This is a genomic window from Providencia sp. PROV004 (assembly GCF_011045615.1).
Classification (GTDB): Bacteria; Pseudomonadota; Gammaproteobacteria; order Enterobacterales; family Enterobacteriaceae; genus Providencia; species Providencia rettgeri.
Genome location: NZ_CP042859.1, coordinates 1542541 through 1562585, shown reverse-complemented (window position 1 = coordinate 1562585; position 20045 = coordinate 1542541). Strand labels below are relative to the sequence as shown.

General features: G+C 41.0%; 19 protein-coding genes. 8 read left to right on the top strand and 11 right to left on the bottom strand.

What is annotated here, in order from left to right:
- Window positions 1-34 precede the first annotated feature (34 nt).
- The 8 genes from FVA69_RS06800 to FVA69_RS06765 form a co-directional block, all read right to left on the bottom strand.
- Window positions 35-2110, bottom strand: a complete 2076-nt coding sequence (locus FVA69_RS06800; protein ID WP_164528574.1) for a TonB-dependent siderophore receptor — start codon at window positions 2108-2110, stop codon at window positions 35-37.
- Window positions 2111-2397: 287 nt separating this feature from the next.
- On the bottom strand, window positions 2398-4029 hold the full coding sequence (locus tag FVA69_RS06795; protein ID WP_036958441.1) for a sodium/sugar symporter: 1632 nt from the start codon (window positions 4027-4029) through the stop codon (window positions 2398-2400).
- 262 nt (window positions 4030-4291) lie between these two features.
- Window positions 4292-5296 carry a substrate-binding domain-containing protein gene (locus FVA69_RS06790; RefSeq protein WP_004912929.1) on the bottom strand — a complete coding sequence of 335 codons (1005 nt, stop codon included), beginning with the start codon at window positions 5294-5296 and terminating at the stop codon, window positions 4292-4294.
- A gap of 154 nt (window positions 5297-5450) precedes the next feature.
- On the bottom strand, window positions 5451-6491 hold the full coding sequence (gene galM, locus FVA69_RS06785; RefSeq protein ID WP_109913139.1) for a galactose-1-epimerase: 1041 nt from the start codon (window positions 6489-6491) through the stop codon (window positions 5451-5453).
- A gap of 33 nt (window positions 6492-6524) precedes the next feature.
- Entirely contained in the window at window positions 6525-7679 is a 1155-nt protein-coding gene (gene galK, locus FVA69_RS06780; protein ID WP_109913138.1) for a galactokinase, read from the bottom strand.
- Window positions 7680-7759: 80 nt separating this feature from the next.
- A complete protein-coding gene (locus FVA69_RS06775; RefSeq protein WP_117162496.1) occupies window positions 7760-8812 on the bottom strand; it encodes a UDP-glucose--hexose-1-phosphate uridylyltransferase in 1053 nt (350 codons plus the stop codon).
- A gap of 401 nt (window positions 8813-9213) precedes the next feature.
- The gene (locus FVA69_RS21615) at window positions 9214-9441 is read right to left on the bottom strand and encodes a hypothetical protein (RefSeq protein WP_004912936.1); all 228 of its coding nucleotides are present in this window, start codon (window positions 9439-9441) and stop codon (window positions 9214-9216) included.
- A 26-nt stretch (window positions 9442-9467) separates the two neighbouring features.
- Entirely contained in the window at window positions 9468-10097 is a 630-nt protein-coding gene (locus FVA69_RS06765) for an NAD(P)H-binding protein (protein WP_004912939.1), read from the bottom strand.
- Window positions 10098-10306: 209 nt separating this feature from the next.
- Here FVA69_RS06765 and hemP point away from each other — a divergent pair, with 209 nt between their 5' ends.
- From hemP to FVA69_RS06725, 8 genes are all read left to right on the top strand, one after another.
- Window positions 10307-10480 carry a hemin uptake protein HemP gene (hemP, locus tag FVA69_RS21345; RefSeq protein ID WP_004912942.1) on the top strand — a complete coding sequence of 58 codons (174 nt, stop codon included), beginning with the start codon at window positions 10307-10309 and terminating at the stop codon, window positions 10478-10480.
- Between the two features lie 431 nt (window positions 10481-10911).
- Window positions 10912-12924: a TonB-dependent hemoglobin/transferrin/lactoferrin family receptor gene (locus FVA69_RS06755; protein ID WP_164528573.1), complete on the top strand. Its 2013-nt coding sequence runs from the start codon at window positions 10912-10914 to the stop codon at window positions 12922-12924.
- Window positions 12925-12949: 25 nt separating this feature from the next.
- Window positions 12950-13999 carry a hemin-degrading factor gene (locus FVA69_RS06750; protein WP_004912947.1) on the top strand — a complete coding sequence of 350 codons (1050 nt, stop codon included), beginning with the start codon at window positions 12950-12952 and terminating at the stop codon, window positions 13997-13999.
- A 16-nt stretch (window positions 14000-14015) separates the two neighbouring features.
- Window positions 14016-14837, top strand: coding sequence for a heme/hemin ABC transporter substrate-binding protein (locus FVA69_RS06745; protein ID WP_004912949.1), 822 nt, complete (start codon window positions 14016-14018; stop codon window positions 14835-14837).
- Window positions 14834-15835, top strand: a complete 1002-nt coding sequence (locus FVA69_RS06740) for a FecCD family ABC transporter permease (RefSeq protein ID WP_004912953.1) — start codon at window positions 14834-14836, stop codon at window positions 15833-15835. The genes FVA69_RS06745 and FVA69_RS06740 overlap by 4 nt, the downstream gene beginning before the upstream one ends.
- A gap of 2 nt (window positions 15836-15837) precedes the next feature.
- Window positions 15838-16626, top strand: coding sequence for a heme ABC transporter ATP-binding protein (locus FVA69_RS06735; RefSeq protein WP_004912955.1), 789 nt, complete (start codon window positions 15838-15840; stop codon window positions 16624-16626).
- A gap of 303 nt (window positions 16627-16929) precedes the next feature.
- A complete protein-coding gene (locus FVA69_RS06730; RefSeq protein ID WP_004912957.1) occupies window positions 16930-17142 on the top strand; it encodes a HEAT repeat domain-containing protein in 213 nt (70 codons plus the stop codon).
- 278 nt (window positions 17143-17420) lie between these two features.
- The gene (locus FVA69_RS06725; RefSeq protein ID WP_004912961.1) at window positions 17421-17639 is read left to right on the top strand and encodes a HEAT repeat domain-containing protein; all 219 of its coding nucleotides are present in this window, start codon (window positions 17421-17423) and stop codon (window positions 17637-17639) included.
- Window positions 17640-17713: 74 nt separating this feature from the next.
- Here the strand turns inward: FVA69_RS06725 and fghA are convergent, their stop codons facing one another.
- Genes fghA through frmR form a run of 3 tightly spaced genes read right to left on the bottom strand, consistent with a single transcriptional unit; the run spans window position 17714 to window position 19963 of the window.
- Window positions 17714-18550 (bottom strand): S-formylglutathione hydrolase, encoded by an 837-nt coding sequence (fghA, locus tag FVA69_RS06720; protein WP_109913134.1) that lies wholly within the window; start codon window positions 18548-18550, stop codon window positions 17714-17716.
- 10 nt (window positions 18551-18560) lie between these two features.
- On the bottom strand, window positions 18561-19673 hold the full coding sequence (locus tag FVA69_RS06715) for an S-(hydroxymethyl)glutathione dehydrogenase/class III alcohol dehydrogenase (protein ID WP_004912967.1): 1113 nt from the start codon (window positions 19671-19673) through the stop codon (window positions 18561-18563).
- 17 nt (window positions 19674-19690) lie between these two features.
- Entirely contained in the window at window positions 19691-19963 is a 273-nt protein-coding gene (frmR, locus tag FVA69_RS06710) for a formaldehyde-responsive transcriptional repressor FrmR (protein ID WP_109913133.1), read from the bottom strand.
- Window positions 19964-20045 lie beyond the last annotated feature (82 nt).

Genomic DNA, 20045 nt, shown 5'->3' with positions numbered 1-20045 from the left:
GCATGCCAACATTATTAGCATGCCTTTTTTAAAATTACCAAGTGTACTTTGTTTGTAACACAAATGAGCGCGATTGGCCGTAATAGCACCAGGTATCACAGGATGAAACATACTCTTTATTGAGGATGTTATTCATATTGAACTGGAACTGCCAATTGTTCGATAATTGATATATCGCGGCCATATCCCAGAGCGTCGCACTAGGAACAGAAAGGTTGCTGCTTGCTGGGTTATCCTTTGATTGACCATAATAGCGAATACCAGTTCCGAGTTTTAACGACTGGTTACTCACGATTGGAATTTCGTAGTCAGTCCAGACAGTCGCCATATGTTTGGGGATCATACCAGCCTGTTTACGTCCCTTACCACCTGTTTGATCTGTTTTCGCATTGGTATAAGTGTATGTCGCTTTAATATCCCAATTATCAGTAACACTTGCAAATAGTTCTGTTTCTATACCTTGTGAAGTGACTTTACCTGTTTGTGTTGCAACAGGGTGTTCAGGAGTTGTGACTAACGCATTTTTTTGTTCGATATCGAACCAAGCAATATTCCAATAACCATCCATAAAATAAGGTGTATATTTGATACCTGCTTCAAATTGCTCACCTTTAAGTGGTTTATATAGTTTTTGGGTTGTTGGGTCGATTGTCGATTGAACTTCAAAAGATTGAGAGTAATTTAAATAAGGTGAAATGCCATTGTCAGCAATATACATTAAACCCGCATTTAAACTCATCTGCCCATCATTTCTAGACTCATCTTCTGCTTTTTTATGTGCTTTATTTTCAGTTTTTACCCAATCATAACGTGCACCAACGACCCCAATCCATTTGCTATCAAGCTTTGTTTGGTATTGTGAATAAATACTAGCTTGTGTTTTATCAATAGTGCGATGAATGTTATTTGATGGGTCAAGTGGGGTATAGTGCCCATAAACTGGCTTCCAAGGGTTAATTTTACCAAAAGCATAATTATCCTGTTCATCGCCTTTGGTTTGATGATATTGGAATTCAATACCCGCAAGTAAGGTATTTTCAAACCGCTCACTATCCCATTCACCGACGATATTGTTATCAAAACTAAAACTTTGGTTTTTACCATCGCGAAAAACAATACCTTGCCCCAATTCCTGCACGGTAGGGTCTGCATTAAAGAAAGCATAAACACTTCTGAGTGTTAGGTCGTTGTAACCATAATTTACACGCTGCGCAAAACGCCACTCATCATTAAATTGATGTTCTAATAAATAACCCACTGAGAACTGAGTCCGCTTGTATTTATCGTAATCAGGCTCACCTAAATTGGTTGATGGCTTAATTTTACCGTAATTAGAGTGAATTAATGTTCCCGCCGCTGGGAAAAAAGGATTCGTGGGCGTACCATCATCGTGCAGATACGTTCCCATTAACGTAAGTACAGTCTGATCAGACAAGTCAAATGCCGCACTTGGCGCCAGATAAATACGTTTATTATCCGTGCCTTTGAGTTCCCCATCCGATTTTTTCATCGTTCCCACTAAACGGTAGCGGGCACCTGCATCGGCTGATGCTGTAGAAAGATCAAAGCCTAGCGCTTGATGATCGTTATTACCCGCTTCTAAAAATATTTCATTTTTAGCATTAATAGATGGCTTTTTCGTTACTAAGTTAACAGCGCCTCCAGGAGTGGATTCGCCAAAGAGAACGGCTGATGACCCCTTCACGACTTCAATACTTTCCAATCCATAAGGTTCAAGTAGCCAAGTGTAGTAGCCATCTCGATATAACCGGCTATTATCTAAATAAGTTGCGGCATCAAAACCGCGAACTTTGAACCAGTCCGTATCATTATCAGCCCCATAAGGTTGTGCAACAACCCCCGAGGTATAGCGAAGTGCTTCATCAATTTTTTGCGGAGCATGTATGGTCAAATCTTGTTCCGTAATAATTGAAACAGATTTTGGCGTTTCTTGCAGCGCAGTATTCACTTTGAGTGCTTGTGCACTGACAATGAAAGAGTCTTGTTTGTCGCTATTTTGTTCATTTGCCATGGATTGGTTTTGAACAGCCAGCGCTAACAAGGTGAAAATGGCAACCTGATGTAAACGAAATAAACCTAAATTTTTCACAAAATAGTTCCAATGATAATAATAATAAGTCTCAGTATTATTCCTAAAAATAAGTCAAATTAAAATCAATTTGGCATATTTACTTATAACAAATAGTTATTAAAAAAATCAATTTAGATACAATTAACCATACATAAAGAAGGGAGATTATTCAGCGAGAATAACGAAAATGATTTCGATACTAATGTTAGGTCATTATTTAAGTTAATAAATGCAAAAAATAAGGCGGGAGTGTTCCTTCCCGCCTAGTGCTATCATTTACTTATCAGGTTGTTAGAAATATTGCACTACCAGAACAGCGCATATAGCACACATAAGATAACCATAATTGCGTAGGATGCGATATTGAAACCTGTCGACGTTTTAAAGGTCTCGGACGTTAAAATAATCGCCCCCTCACAGTCATCTTCTTTTGCCGTTGTCAGGCTAATTAAACCAATCACGACTGCAGTAAAGAAGAAGGTGTACATCATTTGGTCAAGGAATGGCATACCTAACGGCATCAGTTTTAAGAATAGCGCAAACGGAATTGAGAGCAGCACACCGATAATCGCACCTTTTGCATTGGTTTTCTTCCAAAATAAGCCTAGTAAGAATACCGCTAAAATACCAGGGCTAACTAACCCCGTATACTCTTGAATATATTGAAAAGCTTGCCCAATGTTACCTAATAATGGTGCGATAAAACATGCCACAATTAACGCAACAACTGCACTAATCCGGCCGACATTCACTAGCTTATGATCCGCGGTTGATGGAGCAATGTATTCTTTGTAGATATCCATGGTGAAAATAGTTGCCACTGAGTTCAACATGGAAGCTAAAGAAGAAACGATAGCTGCAGCTAATGCCGCAAATACGACCCCTTTAGCGCCGACAGGTAAGAATTGAGTTAACCATGGGTAGGCTTTGTCCGCTTGGGCCAGTGTTGGCATATGCTCTTGTGCCATTGTTCCTAATCCCGCCAGTAATGCAGGGTCAGAAACAATCACAAATGCAGCAATACCCGGTACAACAACAAGGATTGGGACAATCAGTTTGAGAAATGCCGCAAAAACCAAGCCTTTTTGCGCTTCATTAATTGATTTGGCCGCTAATGCACGTTGAATAATATATTGGTTGAAGCCCCAGTAATATAAATTGGCAACCCATAGTCCGCCAATTAATACGGCAATACCGGGTAAATTGCTAAATTGCGGGTTGTCTTGGCTTAAAATCATTTCAAAATGTGCAGGCGCTTCACTTGCCATACGGCTCATACCCGCGAATAAACCCGCATCACCACCAATATAGCTCACCGCCATTATTGTGGTTAAAAAACCGCCTAAAATTAAAAAGAAAACTTGTACGACATCCGTCCACGCAACCGCAGATAGCCCGCCATAAAGAGAGTAAATCACTGCAAATAATGCTAAACCAAAAATAGCATAATGCATTGGAATGCCTAGGATTGTCTGTAATGCTAACGACCCTAAATAGAGAACTGAAGTTAAATTAACAAAGATAAATAATGCTAACCAGAATACGGCTAAGATCGTTTTTAACGTTTTATTAAAGCGTTTTTCAACAAATTCTGGAATAGTAAAAATACCTTTATCAATAAATACGGGCATAAAGTATTTTGCGACAATAATCAGAGTTAGTGCTGCCATCCATTCATAGGATGCGATGGCCAAACCAATTGAAAAGCCAGAGCCGGACATACCAATAAACTGCTCTGCAGAGATATTTGCCGCAATCAGTGAAGAACCTATCGCCCACCAAGGTAATGTTTTTCCTGCCAGAAAATAGTCTTTTGTACCTTTTTTTTGTCCTTTTTTATCTCGAGAAACCCAAAGACCCACACTAATAATGATAAGCACATACAGAATGAATATTCCGTAATCTAATGTGCTTAACCCAACCCCTTCAGTTTGCATAATCAAATTCCTTCGCCAAATGATCACGAAGCCAGTGTAAACGTTACCACAAAATATCACCGTTAAATGAATCACATATTTTCACAATATCCTCAACAACGTTAACTTAGTGAGTTAAATAACAGATTTTAATGCAAGTTTTTAGAAAAGAACGAAGACGAATTACTCGAAAGTAATCTATTTTTTGATGATTCCGTGAAGCTCATCAAATATTAATGAGAACGTTTACATGAAATGCGGTAATTTTATGCCTATAAAATCACTAGGCGTGCAAAGGCCTAACTGAATTACGTTGAACCAGTGTCGGTGAGTAAATCAAACTTTCAACTGTCGTTTTTTCCCCTCTTGCTAAGGAAAGTGCTAACTGAGTGGCTTTTTCTGCCATCATTTGAATGGGATAACGAATCGTTGTTAAGCGTGGATGGATATAGCGGGCAATCAATACATCATCAAAACCAATAACCGAAACTTGTTCTGGCGAGTGAATTTCATTTTCATCTAATACCGCGATGGCCCCCGCAGCCATAAAATCGTTGTAGCCCACGACCGCAGTGATCTCGAGTGATTTTATCAGCAAGTTAGTCATCGCTTGCTCGCCACCTTCCCCATAAGGAGCACCATATTCAACATAGCTATCAGGCAGTTGAATACCATTATTTTTCAATGCGTCTCGATAGCCCTGCAAACGTTGTATCGCATCCTCAATTTGGTGATTTGAAGAGATGTACGCAATTTTAGTGTGTCCATGACGAATGAGGTGTTCCGTCGCTAAGTAGGCACCTTTGTAGTTATTTAATGAAATACAGCGGGTTGCAATCTCATCAATATGGCGGTTGATCAGTACCATACTCGGGACTTCGTTCGCATATTGGAGTAGTTCTGCATCATCAAGGGCTTTAGAGTGAATGACCAAAGCATCACAGCGGTTGTTAATCAACAGCTCAATAGATTGGCGCTCTTCCTTTGCATTATGATAACCGTTACAAATCAAGATATGTTTACCATTTTTATGAGCTACCGCATCAACAGCTTTAACCATAACACCGAAAAATGGGTCTGACACATCGTTAACGAGCACCCCAATTGTATTTGAGCTTTGGTTCACTAACGCGCGAGCCGCCGCATTTGGGCGGTACCCTAGCTTATTCATTGCCTTTTTTACTGATGCAATAGAAGCTTGGCTTGCCTTAGGTGATTGATTAATCACCCGTGAAACAGTTGCAACAGAAACACCCGCTTCTTTTGCCACATCTTTGATTGTCGCCATCGTGCACCTCTACAATTAGGATGGCTTATTAAACAATGAGCTAGAATTAAAAACAATGGCATAGCGCATATTAAAATTATTTAGCTAAGACTCATCTATGCATAATATAGAAAAATAAAACACCGCATTTCAGCGGTGTTAATCAACAGTAGGCCTAAAAAATAAATTGATAACACGTTTCACTACAATATATTTGATTAGGCTGTGAAATCGGGCTGTATCGCTCCCCCCATTCAGGGTGGTTAACTGCATCAGGTGGAAATTGCGTTTCAAATGCAACACCAGAAAAAGGCGTATACGATTTTGTTTTACCCGCAACTGAAATCAAATAATTCCCTGTATAAAGCTGCATGGTGGGCATCGTTGTAGAAATATTCATTTTTACGTCCCTCTCGGGAGCACACAGCGATGCCACCGTTTGCCGTCCATCAATACGAGCTGTATCGAGAATAAATGTGTGGTCATATCCCCCGGCAGAAACTTGGTCGTTATCTTGGAGAAAATCGCGGCCAATGAGCTTGCTTTGGCGAAAATCAAAATTACCACCAGTCACATTACGCCACTCCCCACTGGGGATCCCTGCTTTATCTGTCGGTAAATAACAATCACTGTAAATCGTAAGAGCGTGATCTAGAGCTGTTTTATCACTACCTTCACCTGCCAAATTAAAATAAGCATGATTGGTTAGGTTCACAGGGCAGCTCTTTGTAGTTTGGTGTTTATAGCGGATAATCACTTGGTTTTCATCCGTTAATTCATAACTCACCTCAACGTTCAATTCCCCAGGAAAACCTTGGTCACCATCTGGCGAAATAAGTGAAAAAATAACCTGTTGAGCACTAGGCTGTGAAACTGCCCAAACTCGATAGCTAAAATTATCTTTCCCACCATGTAAGCAATTCACCCCTTGGTTGGCTGATACTAAATAATTTTCACCATGAATAGAAAAGCGTGCATTCGTGATTCGGTTAGCCACGCGCCCCACTGTCGCCCCCAAATACACGTCTTGTTCCTTCTGTTTATCCATATTTGGCGAACCTAGGACAACGTCTCGTTTCCCACTCGCTAGTGGTAAAATACAACTTAGCCAACTTGCCCCTAAACTTGTCAGGGTAATTTCCATATCATTTTTGTTGGTTAACACGACGACTTTGGGTGAACCTAATGTCTGATTTTTTTCTTGAGTAAACATCATGTTATTTCAACTTCTCAATGTGTTGATTTGCTTTTAACGCACCACACTCGCACCTGAGCTAGGTTGGCATACATAAATATCGGCTTGTAAACCTGTCGCTTTCTGGTATTGCGCTTCTACCGCGTCAATCACTGGTTGAACACATTGCTGCTGCATCACTGCAACCACACAGCCACCAAAGCCCCCTCCAGTCATACGTACCCCGCCTTGAACACCTAAAACGGACTTAACGATATCCACTAAAGTATCAATTTCTTTAACTGTGATTTCAAAATCATCACGCATGGAAATATGTGACTGCGCCATTAATTCGCTTAGTTGCAATAAATCATTTTGCGTTAATGCTTTTGCTGCCGCCAAAGTACGCTCGTTCTCACTGATCACATGTTTAGCTCGCTTGGCAACAATAGGAGATAATTGGTGTTGCTGCTGCAAAAAATCATCAAATGTGACATCACGCAACGCTTTCACTCCAAACAAATTGGCGGCTTCTTCACATTGTTGGCGGCGTGTATTGTATTCACTCCCAACTAAGCCTCGTTGCTTATTTGAATTGATTATCATCACAACCAAATCATCAGGTATGGAAATAGGAAATAGCGCCAAGCTACGGCAATCAATAAGTAAAGCATGGCCTGCATCACCACAAGCTGAAATCAGTTGGTCCATAATACCGCAGTTACAACCAACAAATTGGTTTTCAGCTTGTTGGCCATTCAGCGCGATATCTTGTTGACTAATATCTAATTGATACAAGGCTTTAAGTGTTTGTCCAATCACAACTTCTAGTGAAGCTGAAGAGCTTAAGCCCGCTCCTTGCGGAACGTTTCCACTGACTGCAATATCGCAACCATTAAACGAAAACCCTCTTTGTAAGAGAAACTTCACTACGCCGCGTATATAGTTCGCCCACATTTTTTCAGGCAAAAATGTAATATCGCCATCCAAACTGAATTCATCACACTCATTATGGTAATCAGCCGCAACGACTCGAATGATGCGATCATCACGTTTTGCTGCTGCAGTCATCGTTTGGTAGTCAATCGCACAAGGCAAAACAAAACCATCATTGTAGTCTGTATGTTCGCCGATAAGATTCACTCGCCCTGGCGCTTGAACATATATTTCAGGTTGATAACCAAAGGTTTTTTCAAACGATGTGGCAACAGTTTGCTTTAACGTTTCCATTTTTTATTATCCTTAATACGTCATTTGCTTAACCCAGCACACAGCCAAGTTAATTACAATTTGATAAATTATTTAGCGGTTTAATTTTGTTTATAATGGCAGTCACTCACCTCACGTAAACGTTGCGCGGCTTGTTCTGGCGTGATGTCTCTCTGGGTTTCCGCTAACATTTCATACCCCACCATGAACTTTTTCACTGTCGCTGAACGCAGTAATGGTGGATAAAATAAAGCATGTAATTGCCAATGTTCGATACTTTGGCTTTCATTCATAAAAGGCGCAAAGTGCCATCCCATTGAATAAGGGAAAGAGCAATGAAATAGGTTATCGTAGCGACTTGTGAGTTTTTTTAGCGCTATAGCAAGGTCTGCGCGAATGACTTCATTCATTTCATCCATGCGGCGAATATGTTGTTTTGGTAGTAACAGCGTCTCAAATGGCCAAGCCGCCCAATAAGGGACAAGTGCAATCCACTCTTGAGTTTCAACAACAATCCGTGAGCCATCTTGTTGTTCTGCTTTAATATAATCAATTAATAAATTACGGTCATGACGTTGATAATATTGCGCGAGAAAGTGGTCCTTACGTGCAATTTCATTGGGTAAAAAATCACTAGCCCAAATTTGTCCATGAGGATGAGGTTGAGAGCACCCCATTATTTCCCCTTTATTTTCAAAAACTTGAACCCAAGCATAGTGTTCACTTAATTCGGCGATTTGTTGCTGCCATGTTTCGATAACGCCTTCAAGTTCAGGCACAGACAGCTCTGGCAGTGTTTTACTGTGATCAGGAGAGAAACAGATCACTCGGCTAACACCACTCACCGATTGTGATTGAAACAACTCAGATTGATTATCAGGTTGGGCACAGGGTTGTGCTAATAATGCACCATGGTCATTTTGGAATACATAAGTCCCTTGGTAGTTAGGATTGACCTCCCCTGAAACCCTTGTATTACCTGGGCAAAGAAAGCAGTGTGCATCATACTGAGGTAAATCTTCTATTGATGACTTTTCATCTTTACCGCTCCACGGGCGTTTTGCTCGATGGGGAGACACTAACACCCATTGGCCCGTTAATGGGTTATAGCGACGATGGGGGCAATCCGAAGGGTTAAATGGCATTGTATTCATCTTATCTGTCTCCTCAATTTCATCACCATTGGGGATATTTGATTGCTATCCGCAGCCATCCACAGCCCTATCATCAATCGTTGATCCTGTTGCATTTATCTTCTCCCTCAATACTGCTTAAGCATAACTTCACCTTCAAACCTGTCGTTACCACGAATTATAGCAACGAGTTTCAATAGGATTCTGTGATCCATCTCGATTAGTGTAAACGTTTACACAAAAATATAAAGCTGTCCATTTTGAGTAAAATAATAATATTTGGCTGCAAGTTAAGTAAAAAGCCGCCCCTTAGATGGACGGCGATGCAAGTAATCGAGTTTATTAACACAAATTCAGAGGTAGGTTTGCAAGCAATCAAGCCGACTATTGTAGACTTGGTTTAGTATAACGCTATAGAAGAATCAACCTTCCACGCTGACCTCTTTCTTCGTCATTACCATTACAATAATTAGCAGTAAAATTAAGAAAATGGATAGGCCTAATAGTAAGGAATAGAAACCATTCCATTGGTATTTTTCAATAACGATTGATAATGAATATCCTGCGATTGATGCCCCAATATAAGCGAATAGACTGACAAACCCTGTTAAAGCCCCAGCGGCATTTTTATGTGAAATAAAAATCAGCATAACTAATAAAAATGAACGACTCAGTGTTATATCAGCTGTTTAGATGAAATAACATGAACCCCTTTAGAGGGAGCCACAGCGGCCTCAAATAATGCTTTCGCAATATTTGTTGCGGGGCTAACTTGGCAACTAGCTGGCAGTATAGGTGATAGAAAAGAAATAATACGGATCACAACGACTTCACCCAAACGCGCTGTTTGGCGGTCACCACTAATCACATTCGGCCGAACCAAAGTTAAAGAATCAAAACCCAGTGACATTAAATCTTGTTCGAGCTGCCCTTTTACTCGACTATAAAAAAAAGGTGACTTCGCATTTGACCCCAAAGCAGAAGTCAACACAAATGTCGGGCAGTGCCATTTTTTGGCCAGCTCTGCACAAGTTAAAGGATAAGTGTAGTCTACTTGACGAAATGCCGCTTTCGACCCTGCTGCTTTGAGAGTTGAACCCAGTGCACAAATCACCGCATCGACTTCCCATAATGCAGCCTCATCAGGCAGATGATTAAAATCTACAATAGGTGCTTGTAATTTCTCATGTTCTGCTAATGCATGTCGTGTTGGTGCTATCACCTGAGTCACACGAGAGTCTGCAAGAGCCAAGGATAAAACATGACTTCCCACAAGCCCTGTCGCGCCTAACAGTAATATTTTCATTTTATTCACCCATGCAATGAATGGAGAAATTCAATTATAGCCTTGTCAGTGGGCTTCCACTAGATTCATGCTGTTTTTTCGTACTAACTTAGTTGTTTGTGGCTCTTTTGTTGTTTGATTGTGAAAATTGCTTGATATTAGCAATCATTCTAAAGATAATCATTATCAATATCATTTCGATTATCAACAAACTTAGTATGGTAAATAATATGACAGCCCCAGTTGCAGAAAATACCGTCGAAACGGCAAAACAAACCGTTAAAACTGACGTGATAGAAAGCCAACAATTATTGGGCCCTGCCGGTAAGGTCTCAATTCAACATAATGGCGAACTTTATCAATTGAGACAAACGCGTACAGGTAAATTGATCTTAACTAAGTAAAACCGTACCCAAAGTAAGTCGCACCAAAACTTAATTCGCAAGCCACCTAGGTCAATTATCCAGGCAGCCAGCTTAATCTAAACATAGGAAAAGGTTTCTTATGGAGTTTAAACTGACGTTTGTATTCCACATTTGTACCGCTAAATATCGAATTAGCAAGGATAGCCACTCGATACTTTACTATCGCACAGCGGTCGCTTTCATGTGCAAAACCCTAAATAGTCCTGCTGAACACAAACCAGTAGTCTGCTATTACCTCAGCTTTATACTTTCATTATGTGTTTACTCCTCTTGCTATGTTCAGACACTGCTTACATGCAATTTTTCCTGTGTCATACCGAATTCAGGTCCTCCAGACCAACGCATCATCATCAACTAATACGAATTCATTCTGCTTAATACAGATAAAAACTATATGGAGTATCACAATTATGTCCCCTGTTTTGCGAATGTCAGTCCTGACCAGCGCCATTTTAGGCGTAATAGCAAGTGCTCAAGCACAAACAACAGAGCCAACACCAAAAAAAAATCATCATGATGTGATGACCGTCTATGCCACAGGGAGCGAGCGTGACAGCTTCGAAACCCCGATGATGGTTACCGTGATTAAAAACAATTCACCTGAAACAAAAACGGCCAGCACGGTCAATGATATTTTACGCAAAGTACCAGGGATTGGCGTCACCGGCACCAGCCGAGTGAATGGGCAAGATATTTATATGCGCGGGTTTGATCGACGCGGCATTTTGACTTTAGTTGATGGTATTCGCCAAGGGACAGATACAGGCCATGTCAATGGCACGTTTATCGACCCTGCCTTGATTAAGCAAGTTGAAATCATCCGTGGCCCTTCAGCCTTGCTTTATGGCAGTGGTGCTATGGGCGGTGTGATTGCTTGGGAAACAGTTGATGCCAAAGATTTGTTGCGTGAAGGCCAAGACCACGGTTTCCGTGTCTTTACCGAAGCCGCTACAGGCGATCATAGCTTCGGTTTCGGTGGTACCGCATTTGGCCGTAGTGATAACCTTGATGGGCTATTCAGTTTTGTGACTAAAGAAACCGGTAATGTCCGCATGAGTAATGGCGATGACATGAAAAACAAAGAAACCATCGGTAACCTGCTCGCGAAAGGTACATGGCAAATTGATGATGCACAAAAGCTTTCTGGCCAAGTGCGTTATTATAATAACGATGCCAATGAGCCGAAAAATCCGCAAGAAATTAATGCGGGGAGTGACAATCTAAAAGTTAACCGCACCACCCGCCAACGTGATGCGCAGATGACTTATCAAATCAAACCGGGCTCACAGGAATGGTTAAATTTTAAAGTCACGCCTTATTACTCCGATGTTAATATCACAGCAAAAGGCCAAGGAACCCCCTATGAAGGCCGTACACAAAAAACTTATGGCATAAAAGCAGATAACCGCTCTAACTTTTATAACTTGCCATTAGCGTCACATAACCTGACTTACGGCAGTGAAGCTTATAAGCAAAAACAAACCCCTTATGCAAATACCACCCAATTCCCCGATGCGGACATCACCTTTGCATCTGGATTTTTACAAGATGAAATTAGCCTAAAAGATTTGCCTGTTTCCTTTATTGTCGGTACGCGCTATGACCACTATAAAGCCACATCCGATGGCAATGAAGATGTGAAAAAAGGCAAATGGTCATCTAAAGGGGCCGTTAGCATCACACCAACAGAGTGGTCGATGCTATTTGCGTCATATTCAGAAGCCTTCCGAGCCCCTTCTATGATGGAAATGTATAACGACGAGGTCCACTTCCAAATGGGGCCAATCGTTAATCGATGGAAACCAAACCCTAATCTGAAACCTGAATCAACCCGTACGGCAGAATATGGTTTTGGTCTGCGTTTCGATGACTTATTGATGGAAAGGGATAACCTGCAATTTAAAGCCAGCTATTTTGATACCAAAGCGAAAGATTACATCAACACATATGTGAATGTTGATAGATATGTTCTGCAAAATAACTACACCACATCAATCAATACTAAACGTGCAAAAATTTGGGGATGGGATGCCTCGATGGATTATAAAACCGACTATTTCAATTGGAGTTTGGCTTATAACCATACTGAAGGAAAAGATGAATCTAATGGAAAATCAATAACATCAATTAAACCTGATTCTGTCACCAGTAATTTGGCTGTGCCTATCGCAGACAGCGGTTTTTCAGTGGGCTGGTTAGGCGAGTTTACGCGCCATACCGACTTCAATAAAGCCTCTAAAGCTGAACAACAAGCCGGCTATGCCGTGCATGACTTCTATGTGAGTTACCAAGGTGAAGGACAACTCAAAGGGTTAGAAACCAGTGTCGTGTTAGGCAATGCTTTTGATAAAGAATACTACTCATCACAAGGCATTCCTCAAGATGGACGTAATGCCAAGCTGCTTGTCAGCTTCCAATGGTAATTCACACAATATTAAGGAGATAAACGTGAATTCAGCACTTTACGAGCGTTACCAACAAGCAAAAACAGAGAACAAAGCCAAATACGCTCGCGATCTCGCCGCCTATTTAAATGTATCTGAAGCTCAGCTCCTGCATAGTCGTGTTGGTCACGACAAAGCTGTTCGTTTAAACGTCGATGCCCCCACTTTGTTGACAGAATTAGCCACTGTTGGAAAAGTGAAAGCGATTACACGCAACGAATATGTGGTTCATGAGCAAGTTGGTCGCTATGACAATGCGACATTTAGCCCACATGGCGGCTTAATTTTAAACCCTCGAGCCCTTGATTTACGAATGTTTTTCAGCCATTGGGACGCTATCTTTGCTTTGACAGAAGATAGCAAACACGGTGAGCGCCATAGTATCCAATTCTTTGATAAACAAGGTGATGCGCTACATAAAGTTTACACCACCGATGAAACGGATATGGCGGCATGGCAAGCACTGATTGAAAAATATGCTACCCAAGATAACCCGGAACTCATCCATGAAGCAGCAGCGCCATTTACCAGCCAGCCCGTTAGTGAAGAGCTAAAACAACAGCTAGAACAAGAATGGCGCAACATGACAGATGTTCACCAATTTTTTGTTCTCCTGAAGAAAAATAACCTCAGCCGGCAGCAAGTTTTCGCCGCAGTCAGTGATGATTTGGCTTGGAAAGTGCCTAATGATTCCTTCAATCAGCTGATTAACACTGCATTCAAAGATCAAAACGAAATTATGATTTTTGTGGGCAACCGCGGATGTGTGCAAATTTTCACTGGTGAAATCAAAAAAATCATGCCATACCAAAGTGAAGGTTCAGACTTAAAGTGGCTAAATATTTTCAATCCTGATTTCACCTTGCACATGATTGAAAATGGTATCGCCGAATGCTGGGTTACACGTAAGCCAACGCAAGATGGCCATGTGACAAGCCTTGAAGTCTTCGATAACCAAGGAAATCAAATCGCACAAATGTATGGGCAGCGTACGGAAGGGACTCCAGAGCAAGAGCAATGGCGCCAACAAGTCACCGCATTACCCCGCATTTAAACCTAGGTAACTTATTATGAAACAATGGCTTCTAATCTTATCAACGCTGTTTATCTCTGTTAGTTCTTATGCAGCAGAACGTATCGTCACCTTAGGTGGTGATGTGACTGAAATTGTGTATGCACTCGGAGCACAAGAACAGCTCGTTGCCCGTGACAGCACCAGTCTTCATCCAGAGCAAGCGACCAAGCTCCCTGACGTGGGCTATATGCGTATGCTTAATGCGGAAGGCGTGTTGTCAATGCGTCCGACTTTAGTACTTGCGAGTGAGTTAGCTAAACCCTCAATGGCTCTCTCGCAAATCGAAAAAAGTGGCGTAAAAATTATTAAGGTAACAGGGAAACCCAGTTTAGAAGCCATTCCAGAAAAAATTACCACTATCGCTAATGTGGTCGGTAAAACAGAGCAAGGAAAACAATTGGTTAATCAATTTAACCAACAACTTAGCCAAGTAAATACGGCACCTATAGATAAAAAAGTCCTGTTCATTATGAGCCATGGCGGCGTTCTACCATTGGCAGCAGGAAAGCACACTGCAGCAGATAGCGTGATTAACGCAGTCGGTGCAAAAAATGCCATGAGCAGCTTCGACAGTTACCGTCCTTTATCCCAAGAGGGTTTGCTATCAAGCCAGCCTGATTTAATCATTTTTACTCAGGAAGGGGTTAAATCATTAGGCGGAATAGAAAAAGTGTGGAACTTACAAGGAATGTCAATGACCCCCGCAGGAAAAAATAAAGCGCTTTTGGTTGTTGATGATGTCGGTATGCTCACCTTCAGTTTAGGTACGCCTAAAGTCATGCAACAACTACGTGAGGCATTAGAAAAATCCCAATGAGTCGCTTTAAAAACCCATTTTTGGTGATTATCATTTTATTGTTAGCACTTGGTGGTTTAGTTCTCATCGCGTCGAATGCAGGCGCCATGAACTTTTCATTAAAAGCACTGTGGCAGGCTTCTGCCACAGACTCGGATTGGCAGATATGGCTGAATATTCGCCTTCCTCGTGTGTTAATTGCCATCTTAGTTGGTCTTGCCTTGGCGGTGTCTGGTGCCATTATGCAAGGGTTATTTCGTAATCCACTTGCCGACCCTAGCTTACTCGGTATCAGTAGTGGTGCGGCTTTATCCGTTGCCGCATTTATCGTTTTCTCTGTTTCATTACCGACTGTGATACAAGGTTATGGCCATGTTGCTGCTGCTTTTATTGGTAGCCTAACCGTTTCTTTTATTATTTTTAGCTTAAATCGTTCATCAAATGGCAACCTCGCAAAATTACTTCTCGCGGGCATCGCAATCAATGCACTGTGCATGTCATTCATCGGTGTTCTTAGTTATATCAGTAATGATCAACAGCTAAGAACATTTAGTTTATGGATGATGGGCACACTCGGTAATGTTGACTGGACGTCACTGACCATTGCCGCTTCAGTTATTCTTCCTATTTGTGTTATCTGCCTAATGCAGGGAAATAAGCTCAACATTCTGCAATTAGGGGATGAAGATGCACATTACCTTGGGCTTAATGTTGAACGCACCAAATTTATTTTATTATTCCTCAGCGCCATGTTAGTCGGTTGTGCTGTTGCAATGAGTGGGGTTATTGGTTTTGTGGGTCTCGTTGTTCCGCACCTTATTCGTATGACACTCGGCCCTGACCATCGCTGGCTCATTCCTGGTTCAGCTATCGTAGGGGCGGGGTTATTACTGATTGCTGATACGGTAGCGAGAACTGCGGTTGCGCCTGCTGAAATTCCTGTTGGCTTGCTGACAGGCTTGATTGGTGGCCCCTACTTCTTATGGCTCATTTTGCGACAGCCTGCAGGGAGAATCTAAATATGCAAACCAAACCGTTCTTATTAGAAGCACAAAATTTATCTTATAAAATCAGTGAAAAGACACTGATAGATAATGTGAGTTTATCTATTGAGCAAGGGGAATTTGTCGCGATCATTGGGCCAAATGGCGCAGGGAAATCCAGCCTATTAAAATTACTAACAGGTTATAACACCCCAACCCATGGCACGTGTTTTATTGAAGGCCGAGCGATGAGTGACTGGGATCATAACGAATTAGCGCAAAAACGTGCCGTCATGAAGCAACATAGCCACTTACAATTTGCTTTTACTGTTGAAGATGTTGTTGCTATGGGAAGAACCCCCTACGGTTCTGAATATAAAAATACCGCTATTGATGAGGCGTTAACACAAACCAGTTGCCAATCACTACGGCAGCGGGATTACCGCCAACTTTCAGGGGGGGAGCAACAACGCGTTCAATTAGCACGAGTATTAGCACAATTATGGCAACCGACAGCTCAACCCGCTTGCTTATTTCTTGATGAACCCACTTCAGCACTTGATTTATATCACCAACAGCATAGCTTACGGTTACTGCATCAACTGACGCGTCAACGACCATTAGGTGTTTGCTGTGTATTGCATGACCTTAACTTAACCGCTCTGTATGCAGATAAAGTGTTATTAATTCATGATGGAAAGCTTGTTGCTCAAGGTTCCCCTATTGAAGTTTTAACAACTGAAAATTTAACTCAATGGTATCAAGCTGACCTAGGTGTTACTCAACACCCAGAAAATAACACGCCTCATGTTTATTTGCGCCATTAACTAATATCTAAAAAGTACTTTATTCAACTCACTTTAAGGGTAAAGTACTTTAATATTCTTATCTTAATAAAGAATTATTAAACCATACCGATTTTAATATGTTATCAATAACTTTTAATGGTGTTAGTCTTTACATCAATAGTATTTACTCTCTTGATGCACTTCAGTTAATAAAATAGTTATTAGCCCAAAAAAGTGTAAAATCTATATAATCCGTTAATAAACCCGTAAATTTCAAAAATAAATCTCAAGTAATTTCACTTAGAATACCTAAGCATCGCGCAGGTATTTCAAAGGGTTTACATGGAAAACAATATTATTGAAACATTAATTGAGTTAACGCATCGTGGAAATGATGATGTTAAAATTGCAGCTATTTCTGCCTTAGGAGATTATAAAGTAACCGTTGAACAACAAAATGCAATCAACCGCTTACTTGAACTCTGTAAAGACCCAAATAAAGATGTCGCAGTGTCTGCAATAAAAGCGCTAAGTAAACTCTCCGACCATTTTTAATATACAAACAATATCTTTTTATCAATACTCTTCTTGAAATTAAAACTTATTAATTAAACTTATTTAACTTTCTCGATCTCTCTAGTCACTAAATATGAATAGGTAATAATGTCTACTACCTATTCATACGCTAGCTCAGCCACACTACACTCAAATTAGTTGTGTTTTTTGATATCAATAAATACCTCCTTCTAGTAGCATTTTAAACATTGAAATTACCCTCTTAAAAAATAAATGAGTTTTAATTCATTTATTAATACCTATTAGCAGGATAATGAATGGATAACAAAGTCATAAATACATTACTTGATTTAACAAAAAGAAAAAATGATGATGTAAAAATAGCCGCTATATCCGCTTTAGGCGATTGTAAAATACAGCTGAAACAACATATTACGATTAACCGCCTACTTGAATTATGTAATGACCCAAATAAAGATGTCGCAATCAGCGCAATTAAAGCAATTAGCAAGCTCTCCAATGAGGTGGTCGAATAGTGACTTGAGCATTATTACGATAAAATAATGGAAATAGTAAAGTGAAACCAATTAGTGGTCTCACTTTATGATATTTAGTTATTATCGCTTAAATATCGTGCATGAAATGCAATATGTTCACCAATGAAACTACTAATAAAGTAGTAACTGTGATCATACCCATCACGCAGATTCAAACAATATTCAAATTGTTTTTTATCACAAATATCCGCAAATAACTCTGGTTTCAGTTGCTCTTGGTAAAAAGGATCCGCAGTACCGACATCCACTAAAATAGGTGGAATAGCCTCAGCCTTTTCGAGCAATTCAACGGTGTCATATTGAGACCAACTAACCGTATCTTCCCCCAAATAAGCCATAAACGCTTTTTGCCCCCAAGGAACCTGAGTTGGAGCAACAATCGGAGAAAATGCAGATAAACTACAATATCGACCTGTATTACGTAGGCCAATCATTAAAGCGCCGTGCCCACCCATAGAATGGCCAAAAATAGCGCGTTTTTCAGATACAGGTAAATGTGTTTCGACTAAATCAGGTAGCTCAGACACAATATAATCATACATTTTGTAATGATTACGCCACGGAGCTTGCTGCGCATTCACATAAAAACCTGCACCTTGCCCTAAATCATAGGCCTCGTCATCAGCGACTTCAGTACCGCGAGGGCTGGTATCCGGTGCAATAAGAATTACGCCATATTTTGCCGCAAATTGTTGGGCTCCCGCCTTAGTGATAAAATTTTGCTCATTACAGGTTAACCCTGATAACCAATAAATCACCGGGCAGGCGACTGTTTTCGCTTGTGGTGGTAGATAGGCTGCGAACTTCATTTCACAGCCGAGCACAGTGGATTGATGTTGATAAACATCCTGCCAGCCCCCAAAACACGCATGGCGTTCAATTCTCTCCATCAAAGACTCCTTAATCATAGTGAATAACGGTACGGATTGATTTACCTTCATGCATTAAATCGAATGCGTCATTAATACTGTCTAATGGCAATGTGTGCGTCACAAAGGGAGACAGTTCAATATCCCCCTTCATGGCATCTTCAACCATTTTTGGCAATTGGCTACGGCCTTTCACACCACCAAATGCCGTACCGCGCCATGAACGCCCTGTCACTAATTGGAATGGACGAGTTGAAATCTCTTGCCCTGCTCCTGCGACACCAATGATAATCGATTGGCCCCATCCGCGATGTGCACTTTCAAGTGCGGCACGCATGACATTCACATTACCAATACATTCAAAGGTATGGTCAACACCCCACTGGGTTTTCTCAATCAGAACCTGTTGAATCGGCTTATCAAAATCATTAGGGTTCAAACACTCTGTCGCACCAAATTGACGTGCTAATTCAAACTTAGAGGGGTTAGTATCGATAGCAATAATACGACCAGCCTTTGCTTGCCTTGCCCCTTGAATAACTGCCAGACCAATACCACCGAGCCCAAAAACAGCAACTGAGTCACCTTCTTGCACTTTAGCTGTATTATGTACCGCGCCAATACCGGTTGTCACACCACAACCTAATAAACAAACTTCTTCATGGTTAGCTTGAGGGTTAATTTTTGCCAAAGAGACTTCGGCAACAACGGTATATTCACTGAATGTTGAACAGCCCATGTAATGATAAACTGGCTGGCCATTATAAGAAAAACGTGTTGTTCCATCTGGCATCACACCTTTACCTTGTGTTTCTCTGACAGAGACGCATAAGTTTGTTTTACCTGATTCGCAAAAAACACATTTCCCACATTCTGCCGTATAAAGTGGAATGACATGGTCACCCACACTAACACTGGTAACACCTTCACCGACTTCGACAACAACACCTGCGCCTTCATGCCCTAATACCACAGGAAACAAACCTTCTGGGTCATCTCCTGACAATGTAAAAGCGTCAGTATGACAAACACCTGTATGGCTAATTTTAACTAACACTTCCCCAGCTTTTGGTGGCATGACATCAATTTCGACAATTTTTAATGGCTCACCTGGGCCAAATGCGACTGCTGCACGTGATTTCATCGTTATTCCTTCTTTATTTACCGCAAATAGGTACGAATTAATGAGATAGCATCGTCTACTGAGTCTTTTTGCAACTGTGTTGTCGCAGACTCTTGAAGCCCTTCTCGTAAATGACTTTCTAATACCCCTGCCATCAAACCATTAACTGCACCGCGAATAGCAGCAATTTGTTGTAAAATGGCAGCACATTCAACTTCATCCTCCAAGGCCGACTCCAAGGCAAACAATTGCCCTTTCAGCTTTCTAACCCGAGTAAGGACTGCTTTTTTTTCCTTTGGGGAATGTGGCATATTTAAGCCTCTTTAATATACATAGGGGGAGTATAGTATCTATAGGATTATCTGTACAGAATTGCTTATTTTTATGCCCCCA

What these genes read in the sequence shown, in the direction of transcription:
- FVA69_RS06795 (WP_036958441.1), bottom strand. Translation starts at nt 4,029, where the DNA reads ATGCAAACTGAAGGGGTTGGGTTAAGCACATTAGATTACGGAATATTC.
- FVA69_RS06790 (WP_004912929.1), bottom strand. Translation starts at nt 5,296, where the DNA reads ATGGCGACAATCAAAGATGTGGCAAAAGAAGCGGGTGTTTCTGTTGCA.
- galM (WP_109913139.1), bottom strand. Translation starts at nt 6,491, where the DNA reads ATGATGTTTACTCAAGAAAAAAATCAGACATTAGGTTCACCCAAAGTC.
- galK (WP_109913138.1), bottom strand. Translation starts at nt 7,679, where the DNA reads ATGGAAACGTTAAAGCAAACTGTTGCCACATCGTTTGAAAAAACCTTT.
- FVA69_RS06775 (WP_117162496.1), bottom strand. Translation starts at nt 8,812, where the DNA reads ATGAATACAATGCCATTTAACCCTTCGGATTGCCCCCATCGTCGCTAT.
- FVA69_RS21615 (WP_004912936.1), bottom strand. Translation starts at nt 9,441, where the DNA reads ATGCTGATTTTTATTTCACATAAAAATGCCGCTGGGGCTTTAACAGGG.
- FVA69_RS06765 (WP_004912939.1), bottom strand. Translation starts at nt 10,097, where the DNA reads ATGAAAATATTACTGTTAGGCGCGACAGGGCTTGTGGGAAGTCATGTT.
- hemP (WP_004912942.1), top strand. Translation starts at nt 10,307, where the DNA reads ATGACAGCCCCAGTTGCAGAAAATACCGTCGAAACGGCAAAACAAACC.
- FVA69_RS06755 (WP_164528573.1), top strand. Translation starts at nt 10,912, where the DNA reads ATGTCCCCTGTTTTGCGAATGTCAGTCCTGACCAGCGCCATTTTAGGC.
- FVA69_RS06745 (WP_004912949.1), top strand. Translation starts at nt 14,016, where the DNA reads ATGAAACAATGGCTTCTAATCTTATCAACGCTGTTTATCTCTGTTAGT.
- FVA69_RS06740 (WP_004912953.1), top strand. Translation starts at nt 14,834, where the DNA reads ATGAGTCGCTTTAAAAACCCATTTTTGGTGATTATCATTTTATTGTTA.
- FVA69_RS06735 (WP_004912955.1), top strand. Translation starts at nt 15,838, where the DNA reads ATGCAAACCAAACCGTTCTTATTAGAAGCACAAAATTTATCTTATAAA.
- FVA69_RS06730 (WP_004912957.1), top strand. Translation starts at nt 16,930, where the DNA reads ATGGAAAACAATATTATTGAAACATTAATTGAGTTAACGCATCGTGGA.
- FVA69_RS06725 (WP_004912961.1), top strand. Translation starts at nt 17,421, where the DNA reads ATGGATAACAAAGTCATAAATACATTACTTGATTTAACAAAAAGAAAA.
- fghA (WP_109913134.1), bottom strand. Translation starts at nt 18,550, where the DNA reads ATGGAGAGAATTGAACGCCATGCGTGTTTTGGGGGCTGGCAGGATGTT.
- FVA69_RS06715 (WP_004912967.1), bottom strand. Translation starts at nt 19,673, where the DNA reads ATGAAATCACGTGCAGCAGTCGCATTTGGCCCAGGTGAGCCATTAAAA.
- frmR (WP_109913133.1), bottom strand. Translation starts at nt 19,963, where the DNA reads ATGCCACATTCCCCAAAGGAAAAAAAAGCAGTCCTTACTCGGGTTAGA.